We start from the raw sequence: 21,771 nt of genomic DNA, 5'->3' as shown, positions 1-21,771 counted from the left end.
AAATTGTCTTTTTGGGAAATCAATTTTGAAAATATACTGTAATAAAAATTACGAGTTTTTAAAAACAATAAATTTCAGTTTAGATTCTTTAATGGCAAATTTTAATTTTTTACAAAAATCATCTCTGACTTTAGTATTGAGTTAAAAATAGCAGTTTTATAAACAATTGTGTGTTAACAAGCCGTTAAACTGACTAAAATAACAGCAAAAATTAAAATAAAGACCCTAAATAAACAATAATTCAAAAAACGAGTTATCTATTAAATCATTTAAAAAAGTGTCTTAAAATCAATTTATGAAGGTAAAAATTAATATATAAAAACTATTATTTTAAAATTTATAATCATTTTTATAAATAATAATTAAAAACTAAATTTTATAAAAAATAATAATCAAAAATTATGGATACAAAATCGAAATCAGAAACTTTAAAATAAGAAAAAATTATGATTTTAAACTTTATGGTCAATTTCATAAATAATAATTAAAAACTAAATTTTATAAAAAATTCATAATCTAAAATTATAATTATGAATTTTGAGATCAAAAATTTAAAAAATAAGAAAAAACTTTAATTTTAATTTTTTGACATGAAATTGAAGTTATAAAAAGTAAAAAATCGAAATAAAGAGTTTTAAAGAATTAAAAACAAAAAAAGGTCTTCTCTACTCGACTATTTTTTATTTTATCTTAAAATTAATTTATGAAAGCCAATTTTAATCTATAAAAATTATAAAATTTAAATTATCGATAGTAAATCTATATAATAAAAAAAAGCGCTTATAAAAGCGCTTTTCATAAATTTAGTTGATATTATTTCTTAACCATTTCAGAAAGAATTTCAATTTCTCTTTCCGAAGCATTTTTTGGTGGATTTGAATATAATTTCAAAATTTCATCCTCAAATTGATTCCTCAAATTTTCACTTTCAATATCTCTTAAGTTCAAAAGTGCTTTTGATCTTACATAAGTAGATTCACTTTTTAAAGACATTGAATACAATTTTTTGATATCTTCTTCTTCAAAATCTGCAGATTTCCAGTTTGAATACTTCAAAATAAACTGAGAAAACAACAGCGAAGCCTTATTATTGTTGATATTTTTCTTTAATGAATTTTGCAATAAAGAGAAACTTGAGATATTTTTGATGTTCTCCCCTATTGCACTTTCAATTGCAATACGATCAGCTTTTGTTTCAACTTTAAAATATTTGTTGATTTCTTTTAAAGAATTATTGATGCTGTTTTCTTCTTTTTTACCTTTTTCTTCCCAAGCATCTTTCAATCCAACTGTTTTGTTAAACACTAATTTTGAAGGAGTTGAGTCTTTATCAACAGTAAAATATCCTAAACGTTGAAACTGAAATTTATCTTCATTTTGAGCTGTTGATAAACTTGGTTCAACATATCCAGTCACAATTTCTAGAGAATTTGGATTCACAAAATCTAAGAAATTTTTCTCTTTATAACTGTCTGGAGCTTCATCTGTAAACAAACGATCGTACAAACGAACTTCTGCTTCCAAAGCATGTTTGATAGAAACCCAATGTAAGGTTCCAGATACTTTTCTTTGGCTTGCTTCTGTTCCGCTTCCGCTTAAAGAATCAGTATCATACGTCACATGTATTTCAGTAATATTGCCTTCAGCATCTTTTATAACTGATTCTCCTTTAATGATATAGGCATTTTTAAGACGCACTTCTTTTCCTAAAGTCAAACGGAAATATTTAGCTGGAGCTTCTTCTAAAAAGTCTTCTCTTTCAATATATAATTCACGAGAAAAAGGTACTTTTCTGAAACCTGCATTTTCATCTTCTTGATTATTTTCAGCTTCTAACCACTCCTCTTTTCCTTCTGGATAATTAGTAATTACCAGTTTTACAGGATCTAAAACAGCCATTACACGAGGTGCAATTTTGTTCAAATCTTCACGAATACAGAATTCTAAAACCGAAACATTAATCAAATTATCACGTTTTGCAATACCAATTGTATTAGCAAAATTACGCAATGAAGCAGCTGTATAACCACGTCTTCTTAATCCAGAAATAGTTGACATTCTTGGATCATCCCAACCGTTAACATGCTTTTCTTTAACTAGTTGCTGTAATTTTCTTTTGCTGACAACAGTATGCGATAAGTTACGTCTAGCAAATTCTCTTTGTTTTGGACGAAGCTTATTATCCTCAAAAATCTGATCTAAAAACCAATCGTATAATTCGCGGTGAGGCAAGAATTCAAGCGTACAAAATGAATGAGAAATCTGTTCCAAATAATCACTTTGTCCGTGTGCCCAATCGTACATTGGATAGATTTTCCAAGCATCTCCAGTTCTATGGTGATGTTTGTGCAAAATTCTGTACATGATTGGATCACGCATTAACATGTTTGTTGATTTCATGTCAATTTTTGCACGAAGAATATGTGTACCAGCCTCAAATTCACCGTTTTTCATTCTTTCGAATAAATCAAGGTTTTCTTCAACTGAACGATTTCTGTACGGGCTGTCAGTTCCTGGAGTTGTTGGAGTTCCTTTTTGAATCGCCATTTCTTCAGAAGATTGACTATCAACATACGCTTTATCTTTTTTAATTAAGAAAACGGCCCAATCATATAATTGCTGGAAATAATCTGAAGCATAACATTCTTCTGCCCAAGTATATCCTAACCATTCTACATCTTTTTTAATAGCATCAACAAATTCCTGTTCTTCTTTTTCAGGGTTTGTATCATCAAAACGTAAATTCACAGGAGATTGATAGTCAATTCCTAAACCAAAATTTAAAGCAATAGAACTAGCGTGCCCAATGTGTAAATAACCATTAGGTTCTGGTGGAAAACGAAAGCGAAGTTTAGTATTTGAAAGACCTGATTTTACGTCTTCCTCTATGATTTGTTCAATAAAATTGAGTGATTTCTCTTCTGATGCCATTATTTTATAGTAATTTTAGCAAAGATAAAAAAGTTTATAGTTTATAGTTTATGGTTTATGGTTTTCTTTGGAAACTTACTCTAAACTTGAAACTTAAAACTTGAAACTAAATTTTAAAATGGGAGTTATAAAACTTAAAAATATCCGTACTTTTTCTTACCACGGATGTTTAATTGAAGAAGGAAAAATTGGATCTGATTATACTGTTGATCTAAAAATTAAAACCAATTTACAGAAATCAGCCGAAACAGATCATCTTTTAGACACGGTAGATTACGTTCATTTGAACAAAATTGTAACCGAAGAAATGGCTATTCGTTCGCATTTATTAGAACATGTAGCCAAAAGAATCAATATTCGCGTGCTGGCAGAGATAGAAACAGTAGAAAAAACAACAGTTTGGGTTTCTAAAATTAATCCTCCTATTGGTGGTGATGTTGAGTCAGTTACTATAAAAATGACAGAATTTAGAAAGTAATTGTTAGATTGAAATCTGTATTTTTTTAAAATAGTTCATTTGAAACTTTTGAATTTTAAAGATTTTAGTTACTTTTGCCAACCGTTCAAGTAATGGCGTCGTGGCCGAGCGGCTAGGCTGGGCTCTGCAAAAGCTCCTACTCCGGTTCGAATCCGGACGATGCCTCAAAACCTTCAAAGCAATTTGAAGGTTTTTTTTTATGTTTAATTTTTAGAAAAAATTAATTAAAGATATTGGTTAGAATCCAAACCATGCCTCAAACCTTCAAAGCAATTTGAAGTTTTTTTTATGGATAATTTTTAGAAAAAATTAATTAAAGATATTGGTTAGAATCCGCACAATACCTCAAACCTTCAAAGCAATTTGAAGGTTTTTTTTATGTTTAATTTTTAGAAAAAATTAATTAAAAATATTGGTTCCAATCCGCACGATACCTCAAACCTTCAAAGCAATTTGAAGGTTTTTATGTTTAATTTTATAAGTAAACCCGACAGGTTTTAAAAACCTGTCGGGTTTGTTATTTAATCCACAATATTGTTATTACCCTTCGTAGAAATGACAAACTGAATCTGCAAATAGTCAACTTTGTCAAAGTTTTTAAACACCACTTATAAACATAAAAAAACCTCTGAAAATCAGAGGCTTTATATGATTTTGGTTATTAACAACTATTTATTTTCTATTCTTTCGAAAGCATTTTTAACCATTTCTTTTTCTTTTGGAAACCATCCTTGAGTTATTAACACTAATCCGAAAACCATTAAAACAATGCTGATTGCTTTTTTGATTTTTAGAATATTATTAGGTGTCATTTTTGATTTTAATTGTTTGGCTAATAGAATTTTAAAACAATCAACCAACAAATAAGCAATAATTACTGAAGTAAAAAAAGTAATCATTCTTGAATTCTGCATTTCTAATTTTGGTCCTACAGAAATAATTACTGCTAACCAAAAACCAAGAACTCCAATGTTGATAACGTTCAGTAGAAAGCCTTTTACAAATAAACTTCCGTAATTTCTTTTTATAATATCTCGATCAATTTCTTCTTCATTTATTTTTTCTTCTTTTCGTAATCTCACAAACGAAATGATTCCGTAAGCAAGCATTATAATACCGCCAAAAATAAACAATGCCGGCTTATCTTTTAAACTGGAAATCAATCTGTAACTTCCAAGATAAGCAATTGCAATGAAGAAAATATCACCTAAAACTACACCACAGTCAAAAACTAATGCGGCTCTGAATCCTTTGGTAATACTGGTTTCTAATAGTATAAAAAATACCGGACCTACCATAAAGCTTAAAAAAAGTCCCCATGGCAGTCCAGCCAGAATATCATTTATCATCAAAATAGATTGTTATTTTACTTGTTCAATTTTTCCACCTAAAACTGTTTTCTGATTTATTTGTTTTGGATTTCCATAAATGTAAATAGAGCCTCCTGCGCTCACTTTTGCATCTACAAGGGTTGAAGCCTTAACATCGGCTTTTCCGCCCGCAGAAACGCTTACTTTCGTTTGAGACGTGGCTAATTTACTTCCCAGGAAATATCCTCCAGCTCCTAATCCTGCTTCAAGGTTATCTGCTTTACCTGTTGCGGTAATTTCTCCACCAGAAACAGAACTTACTTTCAGTTTATCAACGTTCAAATCTACATTAATTTTTCCACCTTCCTGTGCACTTACTTTAAAAGAAGTTGCTTTTATGGTTTCATTGCTGGTAACAGTAGCGCCTTCATTTACATCAATCAGCTCTAAATGTTTGTAATACAATGTTACATCAAGATCATTTCCTGAAAGAAGTTTTGGAAAAGGCATTCTTAATTTTAAAATACCATTTTTATTAACAGCTTCTAATTCTGCTTCTCTTGTTCCTTTAATAACAATTTTATTTTCAGATGACGGTACTAGTTTTACAGTTAATTTATCGTAAACTTTAACGGTATCAAAATCTCCTAATTGCTTAGTAACCTGACTAAAAGACATTTGTACAAATAAAATTGCTGCTCCTATAATTAGCTTTTTCATACTTTTATTTTTAAAAATTAATACTTATTCTGCTCTTCTTAAAAAATGAAAATCTAGTTGTTTTTTAACTAAATCGGCATTTTTTACTTTAACATAAATTTCGTCTCCTAATTGTAATAAACGGTTTGAAGTGGCTCCAACCAAAGCGTATTGTCTTTCGTCAAAAGTATAATAATCTTCTTTTATTTCTCTGATTCTCACCATTCCTTCGCATTTATTAGAAACGATTTCAACATAAATTCCCCATTCAGTAACACCAGAAATAACTCCAAGGAATTCTTCGTCTTGATGATCCTGCATGTATTTCACCTGCATGTATTTAATACTATCTCGCTCAGCGTTTGTCGCTAAATTTTCCATATTTGAACAATGCAGACATTTGGTTTCGTAGGTTTCTTCATCTACAGAAGCTCCTCCATCTAGATAATATTGCAGCAAACGATGTACCATAACGTCTGGATAACGACGGATTGGCGAAGTAAAATGACTGTAATAATCAAAAGCTAAACCGTAGTGACCAATATTATCTGTCGAATATTTGGCTTTGCTCATACTTCTAATAGCAAGAGTATCAATAAGATTTTGTTCTTTTTTACCGTTTACTTCTTCCATTAAAGCATTGATTGATTTGGAAATATCACCTTTAGATCTGAAATCAATTTTATAACCAAACTTCGCAATTACCGTTTGCATCGCAATCAATTTGTCTTCATTTGGCTCATCGTGAATACGATACACAAAGGTTTTCTTTTGTTTTCCAATGTATTCAGCCACTTTTCTATTGGCTAAAAGCATGAATTCTTCAATCAAATGATTGGCATCTTTTGATACTTTGAAGTAAACACCTTCAGGTTCTCCTTGTTCATCCAGATTAAATTTTACTTCGACTTTATCAAAAGAAATGGCGCCTTGCTGCATTCTTTTCTTTCTTAAAATCTTCGCTAATTCATCTAGTTTTAAAGTAGCTTCCACTATTTCATCTGAAACAACATACGAATCTCCAGTAATTGAAATATCAACTGGAATGGTATTATTTCCTTTTGTTTCAATAATATGCTGTGCTTCCTCATAAGCAAAACGCTGATCTGAATAAATTACAGTTCTTCCAAACCATTGGTTAATAACTTGAGCTGTTGGAGAAACTTCAAATACTGCAGAGAAAGTATATTTCTCTTCATTTGGACGTAAGGAACACGCAAAATTAGATAACACTTCTGGAAGCATTGGCACTACTCTATCTACCAAATACACCGAAGTGGCTCTTTGATACGCTTCATCATCCAGAATAGTACCTTCTTCTAAGTAATAGGAAACATCGGCAATGTGAATTCCGATTTCGTAGTTTCCGTTCTCTAACTTTTTGAAAGACAAGGCATCATCAAAGTCTTTTGCATCTTTCGGGTCAATCGTAAACGTAAGCGTATCACGCATATCACGACGTTTTGCAATTTCAGATTCCTGAATTGAAGTATCTAGTTTTTGGGCAAACACCTCTACTTCTACCGGAAAATCTGCTGGTAAACCATATTCAGCTAAAATGGCATGAATCTCAGTATTATGTTCACCAGGTTTACCCAATACACGAATTACAGATCCAAACGGACTATCGGCTCTTTTTGGCCAGTCTTCAATCTTCACTAAAACTACATCTCCATTTTCTGCTTCACCAATTTTATCTTTTGGAATAAAAATATCGGTATACATTTTAGGATTGGCAGTCGAAACAAAGGCAAAGTTTGGCTGCATATCAATTACACCAACAAACTCTGTTTTATCTCTTTCGATAACTTCAATTACTTCACCTTCAGGTCTTTTTCCTTTTCTTCTGTTATAAACGTAAACTTTTACTTTGTCTTTATCTAATGCACGATTCAAATTATTGGTTGGAATAAAAACATCTTCTTCAAACTCATCACAAATAAAATATGCCGTTTTTCTACTCGTCATATCTATTGTTCCTTCGTAATAATCCTGACTTACTGCTTTAATTAAGTATTTTCCAGGTTCTGTTTCTATAATTTTCTTTTGAGCGGCAAGAATTTTTAAATCTTTTATAATTTGATTTCTGCTTTTTGTATCGTCTAATTCAAGCTTAGCTCCTATTTGTTTGTAATTGAAAGGTTTATTAGCATTTTGCGATAAAATCTTTAGTATTTTTCCAGAGAAATCCTTCTCTTTTTTTATCGGCTTTCTAATTTTCTTACTCATATATCTTTTCTTATAAGGTTTAAAATTACAAATAAGAAATCAGATTACAGATTTTAACAATTAGAATTATTAAAATTATAACTTTTCGTACATTTACAAAAAGACCTAAAATGGAAAGCTTTAAAACGATAGCCGTATTCAATTATCTGCACGAAACAGTGGTTCTCAAACACTTACTAGAACAAGAAGAAATCCCTTATTTTTTTGAAAACGAAATGACACTTTCAGTCGTTCCACTATATTCAACGGCGCTGGGCGGCATCAAACTCAAAGTTCATCCAAACGATTTCGAGCAAGTTCAAGAAATCCTCGACAATCTCAACAATCCTCTCAAAATCGTCTGAAACAGAAATCAATTTCAAAATTCAATTTCGAATTTGAATGGGTAAAATTCAATTCAAAATAAAATTTTTTCCTTTTCAACTTTTTTAGTTTTCAACATATATTAAATACAACAAAAAAGATTTTTAAAAATTTAAAAAAATTTGATGGTTATTATAGCTTGTTAATATGTCGAATAAATTTTTTTTTAAAGTCATTGAAATCTCGTTTTACTTATTTATTCTGAGTTATCAACATAGTTATTTTTAGTTAAATAATTAATTTATAAGACTTTTTGTATTTTAATTAACAACGGTTGACAACCAAAAATGAATTCATTTTGTAAATAAGTTGATATGTTCATAGTTGTTGAAAATGGTATTTTTGATATTGATAACTTTTCCAAAAATTCATGAAACTTTTCTTGCATATTTAATTTCGATTTTGGATTAAGTATTTTTCTGAAACAACCAAAAAAAACTTCTAATTTTCTTTTCGAACTTATTAACATTTTCTGTTAATTTAAAGTTAACTGAATATCAACGAATTACAAACTCGTATTAACACCATAAAATTTTAACAAATATTCTGCTTTTTATTTATTGATTTTGAGATAGTTATAGAGTTATGAAAATTGTTGATAACCTATAAGGTTTTGAAAGTAAGGGAGTTGTAATTAGTCACTAATTCAAGAATTTTTTAAAGACGTGAGGTATTAAAGTTATAGAATTTTAAGATTGTTGATTATTCGTGAATTCGTGGCTGAAATCTATATTTTCCTTTCTAAAAAGATTTACTTCCGTATTCTTTAATTAAATTTGCAGTACACAACTTAATAGTACATAAAAATGAAAATTTCGATAGGAAACGATCACGCAGGACCCGAATATAAAAAAGCAATTGTTGAAATGCTTAAAGCTAGAGGATATGAAGTAACTAACTACGGTACAGATACTGATGCATCTGTGGATTATCCAGATTTTGGACACCCAGTTGCTAATGATGTATCTGAAGGAAAAGCCGATTTTGGAATCGTAATCTGCGGAAGCGGAAACGGAATCGCAATGACTGTTAATAAGCACCCGAAAGTAAGAGCTGGTTTATGCTGGACTAAAGAAATCGCGTATTTAACACGTTTACATAATGATGCAAACATTGTAAGTATTCCTGCAAGATTTACTTCTATTCATCAAGCTGTTGAAATCGTTGAAACTTTCTTGGATACCGCTTTTGAAGGCGGAAGGCATCAAAACAGAGTGAATAAAATTGCTTGTTTGTAAAAAATCCAAAAATTCGGTGCTTCGCACCTATTCATAAACACACCGGGCCGATTTTTTAATTTGTCCGGTGTTTTATTTAAGTATTTATAATTCAGTTTTTTAATATACTATAAAATACCTTTTTGTTGAGTTATCAACAATGTTAATATCTATTTTTTATAGTTTAGAAAGGCAATTATAATCGCTGTTTGAATTGCTATAATCAATGCAAACTTCACAATAAAAGAAGTTTTACTCGTTTTATGTTTAAATAATAACATTGCTGTTAATAACCCTGGTGAACCACCAGTTAAGGCCATGAGAAACAAGGTTTTTTCGGGAATACGTCGGTTATTTTTTCGAGCCTGAGATTTGTCATAGCCAGCAATTATAAAAAGAACGATATTTATAAATAAAAAATACAGTAATAAAATTTCCATTCGCCAAAAAATAATGACAAAGATATTATTTTGGCAGCACATCTAAAATCCACAAATTGAGTAGTAAATATTTAAAAAATTTAATTTGTAATTGAAATGAGTCCAGTACAATTGTTTGAACAGAAAAAAGTAAGAAGCCATTATGATGCTGAAAATGAAATTTGGTATTTTTCTGTAATTGATGTTATTCAGATTTTAACTGATAGTGCCAATCCAAGAGATTATTGGTATAAAATGAAAATTAGAGTTAAAACAGATGATGGACTTGAACTGTCGACACTTTGTCGACAGTTCAAAATGCTAGCTGAAGATGGAAAAAATCGATTAACAGACACTGCAGATACCGAAACTCTATTACGCTTAATTCAATCTATACCTTCGGCAAAAGCTGAACCTTTTAAACAATGGTTGGCTAAGGTAGGTTATGAAAGAATTCAGGAAATAGGAGATCCGTCACAAAGTGTAGATCGCGCTCGTGAGAACTGGCAAAATATGGGACGAAGTGAGAAATGGATTCAGCAAAGAATGACAGGGCAGGAGACTCGTAATAAATTAACCGATTATTGGAAAGAGTCTGGTGTTGAAGGAAAAGATGAATTTGCATTATTAACAAATATTATTCATCAGGAATGGACAGGATTATCTGTAAAAAGACATAAAGAAATAAAAGGATTAAAATCTCAAAATTTAAGAGACCATATGTCTGAAGCAGAATTAATTTTCACTGCTCTGGCAGAACTTTCGACTCGACAAATTGCTGAAAGCGACGAGGCAAAAGGTCTAGTAGAAAATGCAAAAGCTAGCAAAAAAGGAGGCGCGATTGCTAAAAATGCACGAGCAGCATTGGAGGAGAAAACAGGAAAAAGTGTAGTGACCGGAGAGAATTTTTTACCACCAAGTAAAAAAAACTTGGAGTAAACTAGAATTAAAAAATTTAAAAGATTTTATATTAGTTTTGATTAACATATAACAATAATATTACTAAAAAACGTTGCAAAAATTGTAAAACACTTTTGCATCTTTGCCATTCAAATAAAATTAACAATGACCAACATTCAATTCATTGCCAAGTCTGTTCAGGCGCCCGCAGTCAGTATTCAAAACACAGTAAAATTATTAGAGGAAGATTGTACGATTCCGTTTATTTCACGTTACCGAAAAGATGCGACAGGAAACCTTGACGAAACTGTTATTGAGCTGATTGCTAAATTGCAGAAAGAATACGATACGCTCATAAAACGTAAAGAAGCAGTTTTAAAATCAATCGAGGAGCAAAAAGCACTTACGCCAGAATTGAAGAAAAAGATCGAAGACAGTTTTGATTTACAAGAAATTGAAGATTTCTACCTTCCGTATAAAAAGAAGAAAAAAACAAAAGCAGATGTAGCGCGCGAATTTGGTTTAGAACCTTTAGCAAAACTCATCATTTCTGAAAGTGATGTTGATATCGATTTTATTTCGACACAATACATTAATGAAAATGTTGTCAACGAAGAAGCCGCTATTCAAGGCGCAAGAGATATTGTAGCGGAATGGATTAATGAGAATATTTATGTTCGTAAACAGCTTCGTAGATTATTTCAGCGAAAAGCGACGATTGCTACCAAAGTGGTTAAAAAGAAAGCTGAAGAAGAAGGAGCACAGAAATTCAGTCAATATTTTGATTGGGAAGAACCTTTGACAAAAGCACCAGCACATCGTTTGTTGGCAATGCTTCGTGCAGAAAATGAAGGTTTTATAAAAATGAAAATAGATGTTGATATCGACGATGCCTACGATGTTATTGACGAAATCATCATTAAAAAGCAAAACAATACAACAGCGCATTTACAGCTGGCAATTGAAGATAGTTATAAACGTTTGTTGAATCCAGCAATTGGAAATGAAACGCTGCAAGAAGCAAAAGCAAAGGCAGATGCGAATTCTATTCAGGTTTTTGCTAACAATTTAGGTCAGTTATTATTGGCGCCGCCGTTGGGAGAAAAACGTATTTTAGCAATCGATCCAGGATTTAGAAGCGGTTGTAAAGTGGTTTGTCTGGACGAAAAAGGCGATTTATTATACAACGAAACAATTTATCCGCATGCGCCTCAAAACGAGGAGACAATGGCGATAAAGAAAATTCGTTCGATGGTAAACGCGTATCAAATTGATGCAATTTCGATTGGAAACGGAACAGCTTCTCGTGAAACCGAATTTTTTATCAAAAAAATAGCGTTCGACAAACCAATTCAAGTATTTGTGGTTTCTGAAGCTGGAGCTTCGGTGTATTCGGCTTCAAAAATTGCAAGAGAAGAATTTCCTAATTATGATGTAACGGTTCGTGGTTCAGTTTCTATTGGAAGACGACTTTCAGATCCGTTGGCTGAATTGGTAAAAATCGATCCAAAAGCAATTGGAGTAGGGCAGTATCAGCATGATGTTGATCAAGCGAAATTAAAAGAAGAATTAGATAATACGGTTATTCGATGCGTAAACTCGGTTGGAATTAACATCAACACCGCAAGTAAGCACTTATTAAGTTATGTAAGCGGAATCGGGGAGAAGCTGGCGGAAAACATTGTACAATACCGTTCTGAAAACGGACCTTTTGAAGATAGAAAACAGCTGAAAAAAGTGCCTCGTTTAGGAGATAAAGCCTATCAGCAGGGAGCGGCGTTTATTAGAATTACAAATGCTAAAAATCCGCTGGATAATTCGGCGGTGCATCCAGAGGCTTATTCGGTTGTTGAAAAGATGGCGAAAGATTTGAATATTTCTTTAAATGACTTAATTGCCAATAAAGAGAAAACAGCGCTTATTAAGCCCGAAAAGTATGTAACACCTGAAATTGGTTTACTTACGCTAAAAGATATCATTAAAGAGCTTGAAAAGCCCGGATTAGATCCGAGAAAGTCGACTAAGGTATTTGAATTTGATGCGAACGTAAAATCGATCAAAGATTTGAAAACCGGAATGATATTACCAGGAATTGTTAATAACATCACCAACTTTGGTTGTTTTGTTGACATTGGTATTAAAGAAAGCGGTTTAGTGCATATTTCTCAACTAAAATCAGGTTATGTAAGCGATGTAAACGAAGTGGTAAAATTGCACCAGCATGTTGATGTGAAAGTTACTGAAGTTGATGAAGACAGAAAGAGAATTCAGCTGACAATGATTTTGTAAAAAATTCCAATTTTATAAATTCCAAATTCCAAAATTTTGGAATCTTTGGATAAAAAAACTCCCAAATTACAATTTGTAGTTTGGGAGTTTTTATTTATTAAAGTGTTTTATTTCTTAAGTATAAATTTCTGAGCTTTAAATCTGCTGTTATCTATATTCTGGATTAAATATATTCCATCAGCAAGATTTTCTAAATGAATACTATTAATTATTCCTTCAGTTAAAACAACTGATTTTACAATTTTTCCAGATGAATCAACGATGATATAATTTCCATCATATTTCGTTACGATATTCAATATTCCTTTACTTGGAATAGGATACATTTTAAAGTCGGCAACTTTAAATTCATCCGTTCCTAGACTGGTTACTGTAATACAATTAGAAGAAACAGTGCATCCTCCAACTGTAATTTCAACTTTATAATCTCCTGCCGCTGATGGCGTAAAAGATTGGCTGGTTTCACTTGCTAGCAACATGTTTGGACATTTATACCATTGATAAGCAGCGCCTGATTGACCTGCAGTTAATACTCCAGAGTTTAAAATAACTGTTTTTACAATTGCAGATGAATCGTTAATTGTTAATACCAATGTTTTTGTACTACATCCTACAGTATGAGTATACGTTCCAGATGATGTATATGTTGTTCCGTTTTCAGCCCAAGTATAGCTGTCACATGCAGTTTCCGTCTGAGTTGAATTTGTTGAATTTGTAATGGTTAATACTAAAGTTTTAGTATCACATCCAACAGTATGCGCGTATGTTCCCGAAGAAGTATACGTTGTTCCATTTTCAGCCCAGGTATAACTGTCGCAGGCGGTTTCCGTCTGAGTTGAACTTGTAGAATTTGTAATAGTTAATGCTAACGTTTTGGTATCACATCCAACAGTATGCGTGTATGTTCCCGAAGAAGTATACGTTGTTCCATTTTCAGCCCAAGTGTAGCTGTCGCAGGCAGTTTCCGTCTGTGTTGAACTTGTAGAGTTTGTAATAGTTAATGCTAACGTTTTGGTATCACATCCAACAGTATGCGTATACGTTCCAGATGACGTATACGTTGTTCCGTTTACAGCCCAGGTATAACTGTCGCAGGCAGTTTCCGTCTGAGTTGAACTTGTAGAATTTGTAATAGTTAATGCTAAAGTTTTAGTTTCACATCCTACAACAGCTGTGTAATTTCCAGAACTAGTATAAGTTGTTCCGTTTACAGCCCAGGTATAACTGTCACAGGCAGTTTCGGTCTGAGTCGAACTTGTAGAATTTGTAATGCTTAATACTAACGTTTTGGTATCACAACCTACAGTATGCGTATATGTTCCAGAAGATGTGTAGGTCACGCCATCTTCAGCCCAAGTGTAGCTGTCACACGCAGTTTCTGTCTGGGTTGAATTTGTAGAATTTGTAATGGTTAATACTAACGTTTTAGTATCACATCCTACAATATGTGTGTATGTTCCCGAAGAAGTATACGTTGTTCCGTTTTCAGCCCAAGTGTAGCTGTCACACGCACTTTCCGTTTGAGTCGAACTTGTAGAATTTGTAATAGTTAATGCTAAAGTTTTAGTTTCACATCCTATAACAGCTGTGTAAGTTCCCGAACTAGTATAAGTTGTTCCGTTTACAGCCCAGGTATAACTGTCACATGCCGTTTCCGCCTGCGTTGAACTTGTAGAATTTGTAATTGTCAATACTAAAGTTTTGGTATCACAACCTACAGTATGCGTATATGTTCCAGAAGATGTGTAGGTCACGCCATCTTCAGCCCAAGTGTAGCTGTCGCATGCAGTTTCCGTCTGCGTAGAACTTGTAGAATTTGTAATGGTTAATGATAAAGTTTTGGTATCGCATCCTACAATATGTGTGTATGTTCCCGAAGAAGTATACGTTGTTCCGTTTTCAGCCCAGATATAACTGTCGCAGGCTGTTTCCGTCTGTGTAGAACTTGTAGAATTTGTAATGGTTAATGATAAAGTTTTGGTATCGCAACCTACAGTATGCGTGTATGTTCCAGAAGATGTGTAGGTCACGCCATCTTCAGCCCAAGTGTAGCTGTCGCATGCAGTTTCCGTCTGTGTAGAACTTGTAGAATTTGTAATGGTTAGTGATAAAGTTTTGGTATCACAACCTACAGTATGCGTATATGTTCCCGAAGAAGTATACGTTGTTCCGTTTTCAGCCCACGTATAACTGTCGCAGGCAGTTTCCGTCTGAGTTGAACTTGTTGAGTTGGTTATGGTTAAATTTAAAGTTCTAGTATCACATCCTACTTTGTGTGTGTATGTTCCAGAAGATGTGTAGGTAACGCCATCTTCGGCCCAAGTGTAACTGTCACATGCCGATACTGTTTCAGGAGTAGATGTCGTAGAAGGAGTAACAACAAGATTTAACGTTTTGGTATCACATCCAATAACTGTTGTATAAGTTCCCGAACTAGTATAAGTTGTTCCATTAACTGGCCATGTATAAGAATCACATACTGAAATATTTTCGGAAGGAGATGTTGTTGATGGTGTTCCAGTAACGGTTTTTACCAATACTCTGTCGCTTGCACAATAAGCAGTTTCGCATGCAACGCAATATGTTGTATTATTTGCAGTAGGGGTTGCTGATACAGAATTTCCAGTGGCAAAACTTGTTCCTCCAGTCATCGAAGTATACCAAACAGCATTCGTACCAAGTGGGCAAGAGGCATTCAAAGTTACAGCTGTGCTTCCTAAACAAGGAATATTTTGTGTATCTGTGGTAACGGTAGCGCTCGCCGGTTTGATTGATGTTGTTGTAATATTAGAGTTTACTGTTGCAAAATTAGTACCGCTTACAGTTGCCTGATTTGTTACCGAACAAGTATTTTGCGGTAACGTTGCCGCATCATTAATTGTTGCACTAAAAGTAATTATAGTAGATTTTCCTGCAGCTATAATAAATGGTCCTGCAGACAATGTTGAGTTTACTGCATTAACAGATGCTTTTTTAGCTGTAGTTGAAGATGTACTTGGTGTTGTTGAAGAAGCTGCAATAGTTTCTGGAGCAGTACTGGTTTCTTCAACAGGAGTATTTTGATTTTTAGCCATTTTTGAAGCATTGGCATTATCAGGAGGAGTAACCGTTCCAGGATTTATTTTTCCATTTCCACCTTCATCAATTGCTGTTCTTGTGCTTGAAGGATTGTTTCCATTCCAAAAACTTGTCAAGGCAGAAGTTCTATTTCCTGTCCCAGCAACATAAACCGGGATACCTTGTAAAATTACTTCACTATTAGTACCTTGAGATAATACGTCAAAAGTAGCCACTACACCAGTCGCTGTATTGGTCGTATTATTACTAATTTTTGATGCATTTATCATTGTACTAGAAGCATTATCTGCATAAGCAACTACACCAACATTTGCATATGCATTTGTCACCACATTAATAGTATTACCTGTTATTGTAGCGTCAATTCTTCCTGAACTTTGTATATTGTTATCATTTGAATCAGCGAAAATTCCATATTGACTTGCATTATTAATAGTGTTATTTGCTATTTCAGTAATGTGTTTCGCATTTCCGCTTACAGATGCATAAATTCCATTACAAATTGTACCAAGACCTCCACCATCAATCGTATTATTGTTTATACGGCCTTTCATTGTTCCAGATCCTTGGTGCCCTACGCTACATGCATAAGTACCATTAAAACTAGCCTTAATAGTATTATTTATAATGTTGTAATTTACTGTTGCAGCTCCAGTAGCTTGTAATGATAAACCATTGCTTCCAGGGCTTACAGTAGCAGCATTTATGATATTGGCATCAGTAGCGAGTGTATTTCCTCCAATTTGAACAGTATTTGTAGAAAATCCATCAAAGTTTAAAGCTAAACCAGTAGTTTTTGAATTTGAAAAATCATTTTTCTTAAAAACTAAAGTATTGTTTGAAGTCCCTTTAGCTTGAAAAATAAAGTTACTATCTCCGTTTGATCTATTAAAAGAGTTTTTAAACTGAGATCCTGTAACATTTAGAGTTAAGGATGGACTTTGGGCTATACCATTATATCCAAAAAAACCACGTCCCCAAGAATTATTAACAGTTGTATTGGTTATAGAACTTGTACCTTTTAAATCTAATGCAAATATACCTCCAACATATGGGTTACCTCCATTGGCACTTCCACAATTGCTTAAAGTACTGTTGTTTAAAACAAAATTATTTACATTATTAAGATTGATACCCACAGAATTTGTAGTACCAGAAATGGAAATATTTTCTAAGGTTACACCACCAGAAATGTTTTTAAAATGAAGCGCTCCATTGGAATTCGAATTATCATCTTCTGGATCGCTAACTATTACAGATGAAGTATTTGCATTTGTAAAGTTCATGTTTCTAAGTGTAATATTAGCACATGTAATAAACTCTGCACCTCTATCCGAGATATTTTGAATTGTACCTCCAGATCCTGCCGTTGTTCCGGATCCCGTAACCTCAAAACTTCCAACAGTATTTGTTATTGAAATACCTTTTACATTTCCGTTTGTCGAAATACTAGTAAATATACAATCGAGTGTACCTCCACCTCCGTTAATATTTACAGCTTGCGAATTATTTGTAATAGCAATAGTAGCATTTTTTATTTTTAAATTTCCAGCATTACTTCCAGATAAAGTTCCTGTAAGTGCTACTGCCTGAATATCATTATTTGTACCTAAGGTTATTCCAGCAATAATAGGATTTGATGTTCCTGTCGAAGGCAGTGCATTACTATAACTAGGTACAGATAGACTTAATATAGATTGCAGACTTGATGTTGCTCCCTGACCAATAACTTTCTGATTATTATTTAAAGTTAAAAGTCCAGAAAGTGTTCCGCTGTAAATAAATACTGGGCTTGCATTGCTAGCACTCGTATTTCCCGTTAAGCTTTTATAGGGTGTGGCTAAAGTTCCGTTTCCTGCAGATGCAGCATCTCCTTTAAAAAATATGATAGGAGTAGTTACAGTAATATTTACAGTAGCAGTTGAGGTTTTTCCGCTTGTATTGGTTACAGTATAAGTAAAACTATCTGATCCAGAATATCCAGCATTTGAATTGTAAGTAAAAGAACCATCTGCATTTATAACAACAGTTCCCTTTGCTGGATTTGTTAAAACAGAAGCCGTCATAGTGCTACCTTCTGGATTTGCGTCATTTGCTAAAAGACCTTGAGCAGCATTTACAGTAATACCAACGTTTCCGATACAACTATAGGAATCATCATTGGCAATAGGAGTTGTTTTGAAAGAATTTGGAACTAATGTTAAATTAGAATCCAATATATCTTGAAAAGTAGTTCCAAGCGCGTCAGTGCCATTATTGGTAATAGTAATGGTAAAATCAAGCTGAGATCCCGGTTTTGCATTTCCGCCTCCGTTTACAGCCACAGCATTTGTAACCGTAATAGCAGGTGCTACAGCCAAGGTACTTTTTGTATTTTCTTTATTAATAGGCCTTTTGCTTTTATTAGGCTCAATCTGCTTTATAAAAACTTTTTCAGCTTTAGCTAGTTGCTCAATAACAGGAGCAACAAATTTTTTAGTAATAATGCTATTGTATTTCATTCCGAAACTTAGAAATCCAACTAGTATTATTATAACTAAGAGTTTGTTATTTTTCATTTTTTTTCACTTTAAAATTGGCCTAATTAAGAAAATACGGCTTCATATTTCATTCCCACTTCATCAAAACCAAGTGGAGAAAGAAATAACTCTAAGCTGCCTTCTTCGGGATGTATTATGTTAAAAATACCTTGCTCGTAATATTCGTTTTTTTGATTTGTACGAAAAACTAAAGAAAAGGGAGTTCGTTCTAAAGGAGAATAACCATTAGATTCTGTGACCGAAATTAGTTCGGCATCGAGCTGAATTTCTTCGGAAATTTTAAAGATAAATACTTTGTTTACAAACGGATTAAAGTTGTTTACAGAGAGTAAAGATATATCCATATAGTACAATTAATTGTTATTCAATTTGTTTGGAACGCCATTCCATTAAATGGTAAACACCATTTGTTTCACTAATTTTTATAAATCCAAGTCTTTTATATAATTCCATTGCAGGATTAAAAGTTTCCACATGAATGGTTACGCTTAAATTACTATCAGCAGCTTTTTTAAGTATTTCTTTTAAAATTGAACTGCCAATACTTTGATTTCTCCATTCAGGTAATATGGTGATGTCTATAATTCTAACACCTTTATTTTCAAAAAAGTAATCAATATATAATCTTCCAACCGGGATGTTTTTCTTTTCAATTACATAGAATTTTCCCCCTAAGTAATTTTTTTGATAATATTCATGCTGGGCTGAAAACTGATGTTCAATAAAGAGTCTTTTTTGTTCATCATTCCAATTCGTTCCTTTTTCCAGCTCCTCTTTTCGTGTACTTCCGTAGATTTCACGAAGTAGAGCTATATCATTTTCATTGATATCCCTAAACTTGATATCTTGTATATCTAAATTCAACTGTACTATAAATTATGTTCTTGGAGGGTAAACACCCTGAAGGGCAATACAAAAATTCAAGGTTAAGTATGGCATCATATTGTTATGAGGCTGTGTTCCTCCAGTTGGTGCAATGGTATTAAAACCCATTTGTACCGTTTGACCTCCAGTGTCTGTATAAACTCGAATAGGATTTCCTCGTCCTAAACTATTATTAGCAGGAGAAGTTGATTGCGAATTAAGCGGAGCTGCCATTACTGAATGTGAGTGATTAGGAATTTCAGATTCTAAAAGAGTAACTGTTTCGCTTCCGCTTTGTTCTGCTAGGTTGTGTAATGATAATCCAGGTCCTTGCCCTGGGTGCATAGGTGCATTTCCCTGCATATTAGGCAGTGCAAAATTACTTTTTCCATCACCTCCATACATTGTTCCTAAAAGTGAAAAAAGCGCTGTGTTTTGAGATAATGGTAAAATTTGGCCATTGCAAAAAGCCCAGCCTTTTGGTGCAAAGTTGAATGGAAATATGCGTATTTCAGCTACAAAAGGATCCATAATATATTTTTCTTTTTATTAAAAATGAATTTAGAATTGAGGGTATAATCCATACAATGAAATAATAAAACTCACACACAAATACGGTTGAAAGTTACTGTGAGGCTGACTTCCGCCTGCAGCAGTAATTATTTGATTATTTAATGCTGTTGTGGGAGCAGCACTCGAATACATTTTACTTCCCGGAGGATTGGCACTAAACTGCGCATTTACAACACTAGCAGTATCAGCCAGATTTGTAGTGGCGAGCAGACTGTGATTGTGTGACGGAATTTGATTAACCGATAAAGTTACCTCCTCAACACCGCCAGTTTCAGCCAGCTGATAATTAGTTCCAGTAGCGGGATTTGTACCGTTATGAATAGGAAGTCTTCCGCGAAAATCAGGTAACCCAAAAGTTTCCTGGCCATCACCGCCGTATGTAGTTCCAATTAAATTAAATAAAGTTTCATATTCCGAAATTGGAATTATTTGTCCTTCGCAAAACATCCATCCTGCCGGAGCAAAATTTCCGCCAAACATTCTGATTTCACCAACGTAAGGTTGTGCCATTTCTTAAATTTTACGAATTAATAATTATGTTTGAGAAGGAAAGATTCCTTGTAAAGCGATGCAAAAATTTATAGTCAGATATGGCTGCATATTTAAATGCGGTTGACTTCCTCCAATATTGGAGATAGAGCCAGCATTCATGGCAGTAAAATTTTGATTTTGACCGCTGTAAACTAAATTAGGGGCAGTATTTCCTAAAAAATTAGTATTACTCGGAATATTGGTAATGACCGCATTATCTTTTGCCTGAAAGCGATGTGAGTGTTGCGGCATTTCTCCAATAGTAACAGTATGGCTTTCTTCACCACCTTTTTGGCCTAAATTGTATCCGCTTCCAACATGAATTGGTGTTCTCCCTCTTAAGTCAGGTAATGCAAAATTGACTTGCCCATTACCACCATACGTAGTTCCTAACAAAGCAAATAATGCCTGATTTTGATTTATAGGTAATAATTGTCCATTAGCCATTGCCCATCCTTGTGGTGCAAAAGAAAACGACATCATTCTTAATTCAGCTAAAAAAGGCTCAGCCATATTGAAATATTTTTAAATGTTATTTTTAATTTTTTTATTAAGCCAAAATAGAATCTACAGAAAGTGTATGCTCAGAGATTATATTTTTTTCGAATATTTTATTGTTTCCTTCTTTTACGACGATTTTAGTAATCGTTTCTTTTTCAGATAAAATAGTTTTTAATTCAACACTTCCCATTGGAGTTATATAGCCAAAGGGATTTACGGGTTGAATTGAAGAAGGAAATAAATATTGAGACAAATCAATATTGGCATTATACTTTTTGAATTCTGTTTTAGCTTGAGAAATAGCTTCTAATTCGAAACCAGATAAAGATCGTATGGTTCTCCATTCTCCATTTTCATTTTTACCAAAGCACAATAAAACGTTGTCTAGTTTCTGCGAATTTTTGATAAGATGCATAGAAAACATTTTCAAACGTCCGTCTGGAGAAGTATAACAATAGTCAGATGCAGACTCGTAACCTATTTTCTGCCAGTTTACGATAGTTTTATTATAACAGCTTAGAAGCGACTTGTCGAAAAGAAAATTATTTGAAAAAGAAGATTTAGAAAATTTAGACAAAAGATTTTCTCCTTTTTCTGTTTCTAAATCTAAAAAACTAGTGAAGGTATTTTGTGCTGTTATAGAACCGCAGGCTAACGTTGCAGCTCCTGCGAAACTAACATTTTTAATAAAACGTCTACGAGTTAAATCGGTCATATTCACTACTTTTAAGGATAAATTTTGGGATAAAAGTAGTAAAATGAAGAATATATTATAATTTTTTGTTAAAATTTATAATAAAAAATCCCGTTTTGCGTTAATTTTTTCCTTTTTTAAAGAAAACTTCTACA

At 33.0% G+C, this 21,771-nt stretch carries 17 protein-coding genes and 1 tRNA gene; 6 read left to right on the top strand and 12 right to left on the bottom strand.

The genetic code is table 11. From position 1 onward, the window contains the following. Nucleotides 1-813: 813 nt before the first annotated feature. On the bottom strand, nucleotides 814-2,931 hold the full coding sequence (locus P2W75_RS05300; protein WP_276379315.1) for a glutamine--tRNA ligase/YqeY domain fusion protein: 2,118 nt from the start codon (nucleotides 2,929-2,931) through the stop codon (nucleotides 814-816). 118 nt (nucleotides 2,932-3,049) lie between these two features. Between P2W75_RS05300 and folB the strand changes: the two genes are divergently transcribed. Continuing rightward, nucleotides 3,050-3,409: a dihydroneopterin aldolase gene (folB, locus tag P2W75_RS05295; RefSeq protein WP_207298453.1), complete on the top strand. Its 360-nt coding sequence runs from the start codon at nucleotides 3,050-3,052 to the stop codon at nucleotides 3,407-3,409. Between the two features lie 94 nt (nucleotides 3,410-3,503). Continuing rightward, nucleotides 3,504-3,574, top strand: a tRNA-Cys gene (locus tag P2W75_RS05290). A 503-nt stretch (nucleotides 3,575-4,077) separates the two neighbouring features. On the opposite strand, the gene P2W75_RS05285 is transcribed toward P2W75_RS05290, so the two are convergent. The 3 genes from P2W75_RS05285 to rnr are packed head-to-tail and all read right to left on the bottom strand — an operon-like array spanning nucleotide 4,078 to nucleotide 7,647. Next, complete coding sequence (locus tag P2W75_RS05285; RefSeq protein WP_207298452.1) at nucleotides 4,078-4,758, bottom strand: LysE family translocator; 681 nt, start codon at nucleotides 4,756-4,758, stop codon at nucleotides 4,078-4,080. A gap of 12 nt (nucleotides 4,759-4,770) precedes the next feature. Continuing rightward, nucleotides 4,771-5,439, bottom strand: coding sequence for a head GIN domain-containing protein (locus tag P2W75_RS05280; RefSeq protein WP_207298451.1), 669 nt, complete (start codon nucleotides 5,437-5,439; stop codon nucleotides 4,771-4,773). Between the two features lie 24 nt (nucleotides 5,440-5,463). Next, nucleotides 5,464-7,647, bottom strand: coding sequence for a ribonuclease R (rnr, locus tag P2W75_RS05275; RefSeq protein ID WP_276379313.1), 2,184 nt, complete (start codon nucleotides 7,645-7,647; stop codon nucleotides 5,464-5,466). Between the two features lie 110 nt (nucleotides 7,648-7,757). On the opposite strand from rnr, the gene P2W75_RS05270 reads away from it, so the two are divergent. Further along, on the top strand, nucleotides 7,758-7,991 hold the full coding sequence (locus P2W75_RS05270) for a putative signal transducing protein (protein ID WP_207298449.1): 234 nt from the start codon (nucleotides 7,758-7,760) through the stop codon (nucleotides 7,989-7,991). Nucleotides 7,992-8,816: 825 nt separating this feature from the next. Next, complete coding sequence (rpiB, locus tag P2W75_RS05265) at nucleotides 8,817-9,248, top strand: ribose 5-phosphate isomerase B (protein ID WP_207298448.1); 432 nt, start codon at nucleotides 8,817-8,819, stop codon at nucleotides 9,246-9,248. 149 nt (nucleotides 9,249-9,397) lie between these two features. On the opposite strand, the gene P2W75_RS05260 is transcribed toward rpiB, so the two are convergent. Next, a complete protein-coding gene (locus P2W75_RS05260; RefSeq protein ID WP_207298447.1) occupies nucleotides 9,398-9,667 on the bottom strand; it encodes a DUF1294 domain-containing protein in 270 nt (89 codons plus the stop codon). Between the two features lie 96 nt (nucleotides 9,668-9,763). On the opposite strand from P2W75_RS05260, the gene P2W75_RS05255 reads away from it, so the two are divergent. Both P2W75_RS05255 and P2W75_RS05250 read left to right on the top strand, forming a co-directional pair. Beyond that, nucleotides 9,764-10,585: a Bro-N domain-containing protein gene (locus tag P2W75_RS05255; protein ID WP_276379311.1), complete on the top strand. Its 822-nt coding sequence runs from the start codon at nucleotides 9,764-9,766 to the stop codon at nucleotides 10,583-10,585. A gap of 126 nt (nucleotides 10,586-10,711) precedes the next feature. Then, a complete protein-coding gene (locus tag P2W75_RS05250) occupies nucleotides 10,712-12,835 on the top strand; it encodes a Tex family protein (protein WP_276379309.1) in 2,124 nt (707 codons plus the stop codon). 107 nt (nucleotides 12,836-12,942) lie between these two features. On the opposite strand, the gene P2W75_RS05245 is transcribed toward P2W75_RS05250, so the two are convergent. Genes P2W75_RS05245 through P2W75_RS05215 form a run of 7 tightly spaced genes read right to left on the bottom strand, consistent with a single transcriptional unit; the run spans nucleotide 12,943 to nucleotide 21,637 of the window. Beyond that, complete coding sequence (locus P2W75_RS05245; protein ID WP_276379307.1) at nucleotides 12,943-18,471, bottom strand: Ig-like domain-containing protein; 5,529 nt, start codon at nucleotides 18,469-18,471, stop codon at nucleotides 12,943-12,945. A 26-nt stretch (nucleotides 18,472-18,497) separates the two neighbouring features. Then, on the bottom strand, nucleotides 18,498-18,797 hold the full coding sequence (locus tag P2W75_RS05240) for a hypothetical protein (RefSeq protein WP_207298443.1): 300 nt from the start codon (nucleotides 18,795-18,797) through the stop codon (nucleotides 18,498-18,500). A gap of 16 nt (nucleotides 18,798-18,813) precedes the next feature. After that, nucleotides 18,814-19,317, bottom strand: coding sequence for a GNAT family N-acetyltransferase (locus P2W75_RS05235; protein ID WP_276379306.1), 504 nt, complete (start codon nucleotides 19,315-19,317; stop codon nucleotides 18,814-18,816). Nucleotides 19,318-19,329: 12 nt separating this feature from the next. After that, nucleotides 19,330-19,848 (bottom strand): phage tail protein, encoded by a 519-nt coding sequence (locus P2W75_RS05230; protein WP_276379304.1) that lies wholly within the window; start codon nucleotides 19,846-19,848, stop codon nucleotides 19,330-19,332. Nucleotides 19,849-19,878: 30 nt separating this feature from the next. Continuing rightward, on the bottom strand, nucleotides 19,879-20,400 hold the full coding sequence (locus P2W75_RS05225; protein WP_239023327.1) for a phage tail protein: 522 nt from the start codon (nucleotides 20,398-20,400) through the stop codon (nucleotides 19,879-19,881). A gap of 24 nt (nucleotides 20,401-20,424) precedes the next feature. Beyond that, entirely contained in the window at nucleotides 20,425-20,934 is a 510-nt protein-coding gene (locus P2W75_RS05220; protein WP_276379302.1) for a phage tail protein, read from the bottom strand. 37 nt (nucleotides 20,935-20,971) lie between these two features. After that, complete coding sequence (locus tag P2W75_RS05215; protein ID WP_276379300.1) at nucleotides 20,972-21,637, bottom strand: hypothetical protein; 666 nt, start codon at nucleotides 21,635-21,637, stop codon at nucleotides 20,972-20,974. Nucleotides 21,638-21,771: the final 134 nt, after the last annotated feature.

The sequence above is a fragment of the Flavobacterium sp. H4147 genome (genome assembly GCF_029360735.1).
Classification (GTDB): domain Bacteria; phylum Bacteroidota; class Bacteroidia; order Flavobacteriales; family Flavobacteriaceae; genus Flavobacterium; species Flavobacterium endoglycinae.
The sequence above is the reverse complement of the archived record's forward strand: the minus strand, read 5'-3'. Positions and strand labels throughout refer to the sequence as shown.

Bases quoted from the DNA above. Each gene is read 5' to 3' on its own strand.
- P2W75_RS05300 (WP_276379315.1), bottom strand. From the start codon at position 2,931: ATGGCATCAGAAGAGAAATCACTCAATTTTATTGAACAAATCATAGAG.
- folB (WP_207298453.1), top strand. From the start codon at position 3,050: ATGGGAGTTATAAAACTTAAAAATATCCGTACTTTTTCTTACCACGGA.
- P2W75_RS05285 (WP_207298452.1), bottom strand. From the start codon at position 4,758: ATGATAAATGATATTCTGGCTGGACTGCCATGGGGACTTTTTTTAAGC.
- P2W75_RS05280 (WP_207298451.1), bottom strand. From the start codon at position 5,439: ATGAAAAAGCTAATTATAGGAGCAGCAATTTTATTTGTACAAATGTCT.
- rnr (WP_276379313.1), bottom strand. From the start codon at position 7,647: ATGAGTAAGAAAATTAGAAAGCCGATAAAAAAAGAGAAGGATTTCTCT.
- P2W75_RS05270 (WP_207298449.1), top strand. From the start codon at position 7,758: ATGGAAAGCTTTAAAACGATAGCCGTATTCAATTATCTGCACGAAACA.
- rpiB (WP_207298448.1), top strand. From the start codon at position 8,817: ATGAAAATTTCGATAGGAAACGATCACGCAGGACCCGAATATAAAAAA.
- P2W75_RS05260 (WP_207298447.1), bottom strand. From the start codon at position 9,667: ATGGAAATTTTATTACTGTATTTTTTATTTATAAATATCGTTCTTTTT.
- P2W75_RS05255 (WP_276379311.1), top strand. From the start codon at position 9,764: ATGAGTCCAGTACAATTGTTTGAACAGAAAAAAGTAAGAAGCCATTAT.
- P2W75_RS05250 (WP_276379309.1), top strand. From the start codon at position 10,712: ATGACCAACATTCAATTCATTGCCAAGTCTGTTCAGGCGCCCGCAGTC.
- P2W75_RS05245 (WP_276379307.1), bottom strand. From the start codon at position 18,471: ATGAAAAATAACAAACTCTTAGTTATAATAATACTAGTTGGATTTCTA.
- P2W75_RS05240 (WP_207298443.1), bottom strand. From the start codon at position 18,797: ATGGATATATCTTTACTCTCTGTAAACAACTTTAATCCGTTTGTAAAC.
- P2W75_RS05230 (WP_276379304.1), bottom strand. From the start codon at position 19,848: ATGGATCCTTTTGTAGCTGAAATACGCATATTTCCATTCAACTTTGCA.
- P2W75_RS05225 (WP_239023327.1), bottom strand. From the start codon at position 20,400: ATGGCACAACCTTACGTTGGTGAAATCAGAATGTTTGGCGGAAATTTT.
- P2W75_RS05220 (WP_276379302.1), bottom strand. From the start codon at position 20,934: ATGGCTGAGCCTTTTTTAGCTGAATTAAGAATGATGTCGTTTTCTTTT.
- P2W75_RS05215 (WP_276379300.1), bottom strand. From the start codon at position 21,637: ATGACCGATTTAACTCGTAGACGTTTTATTAAAAATGTTAGTTTCGCA.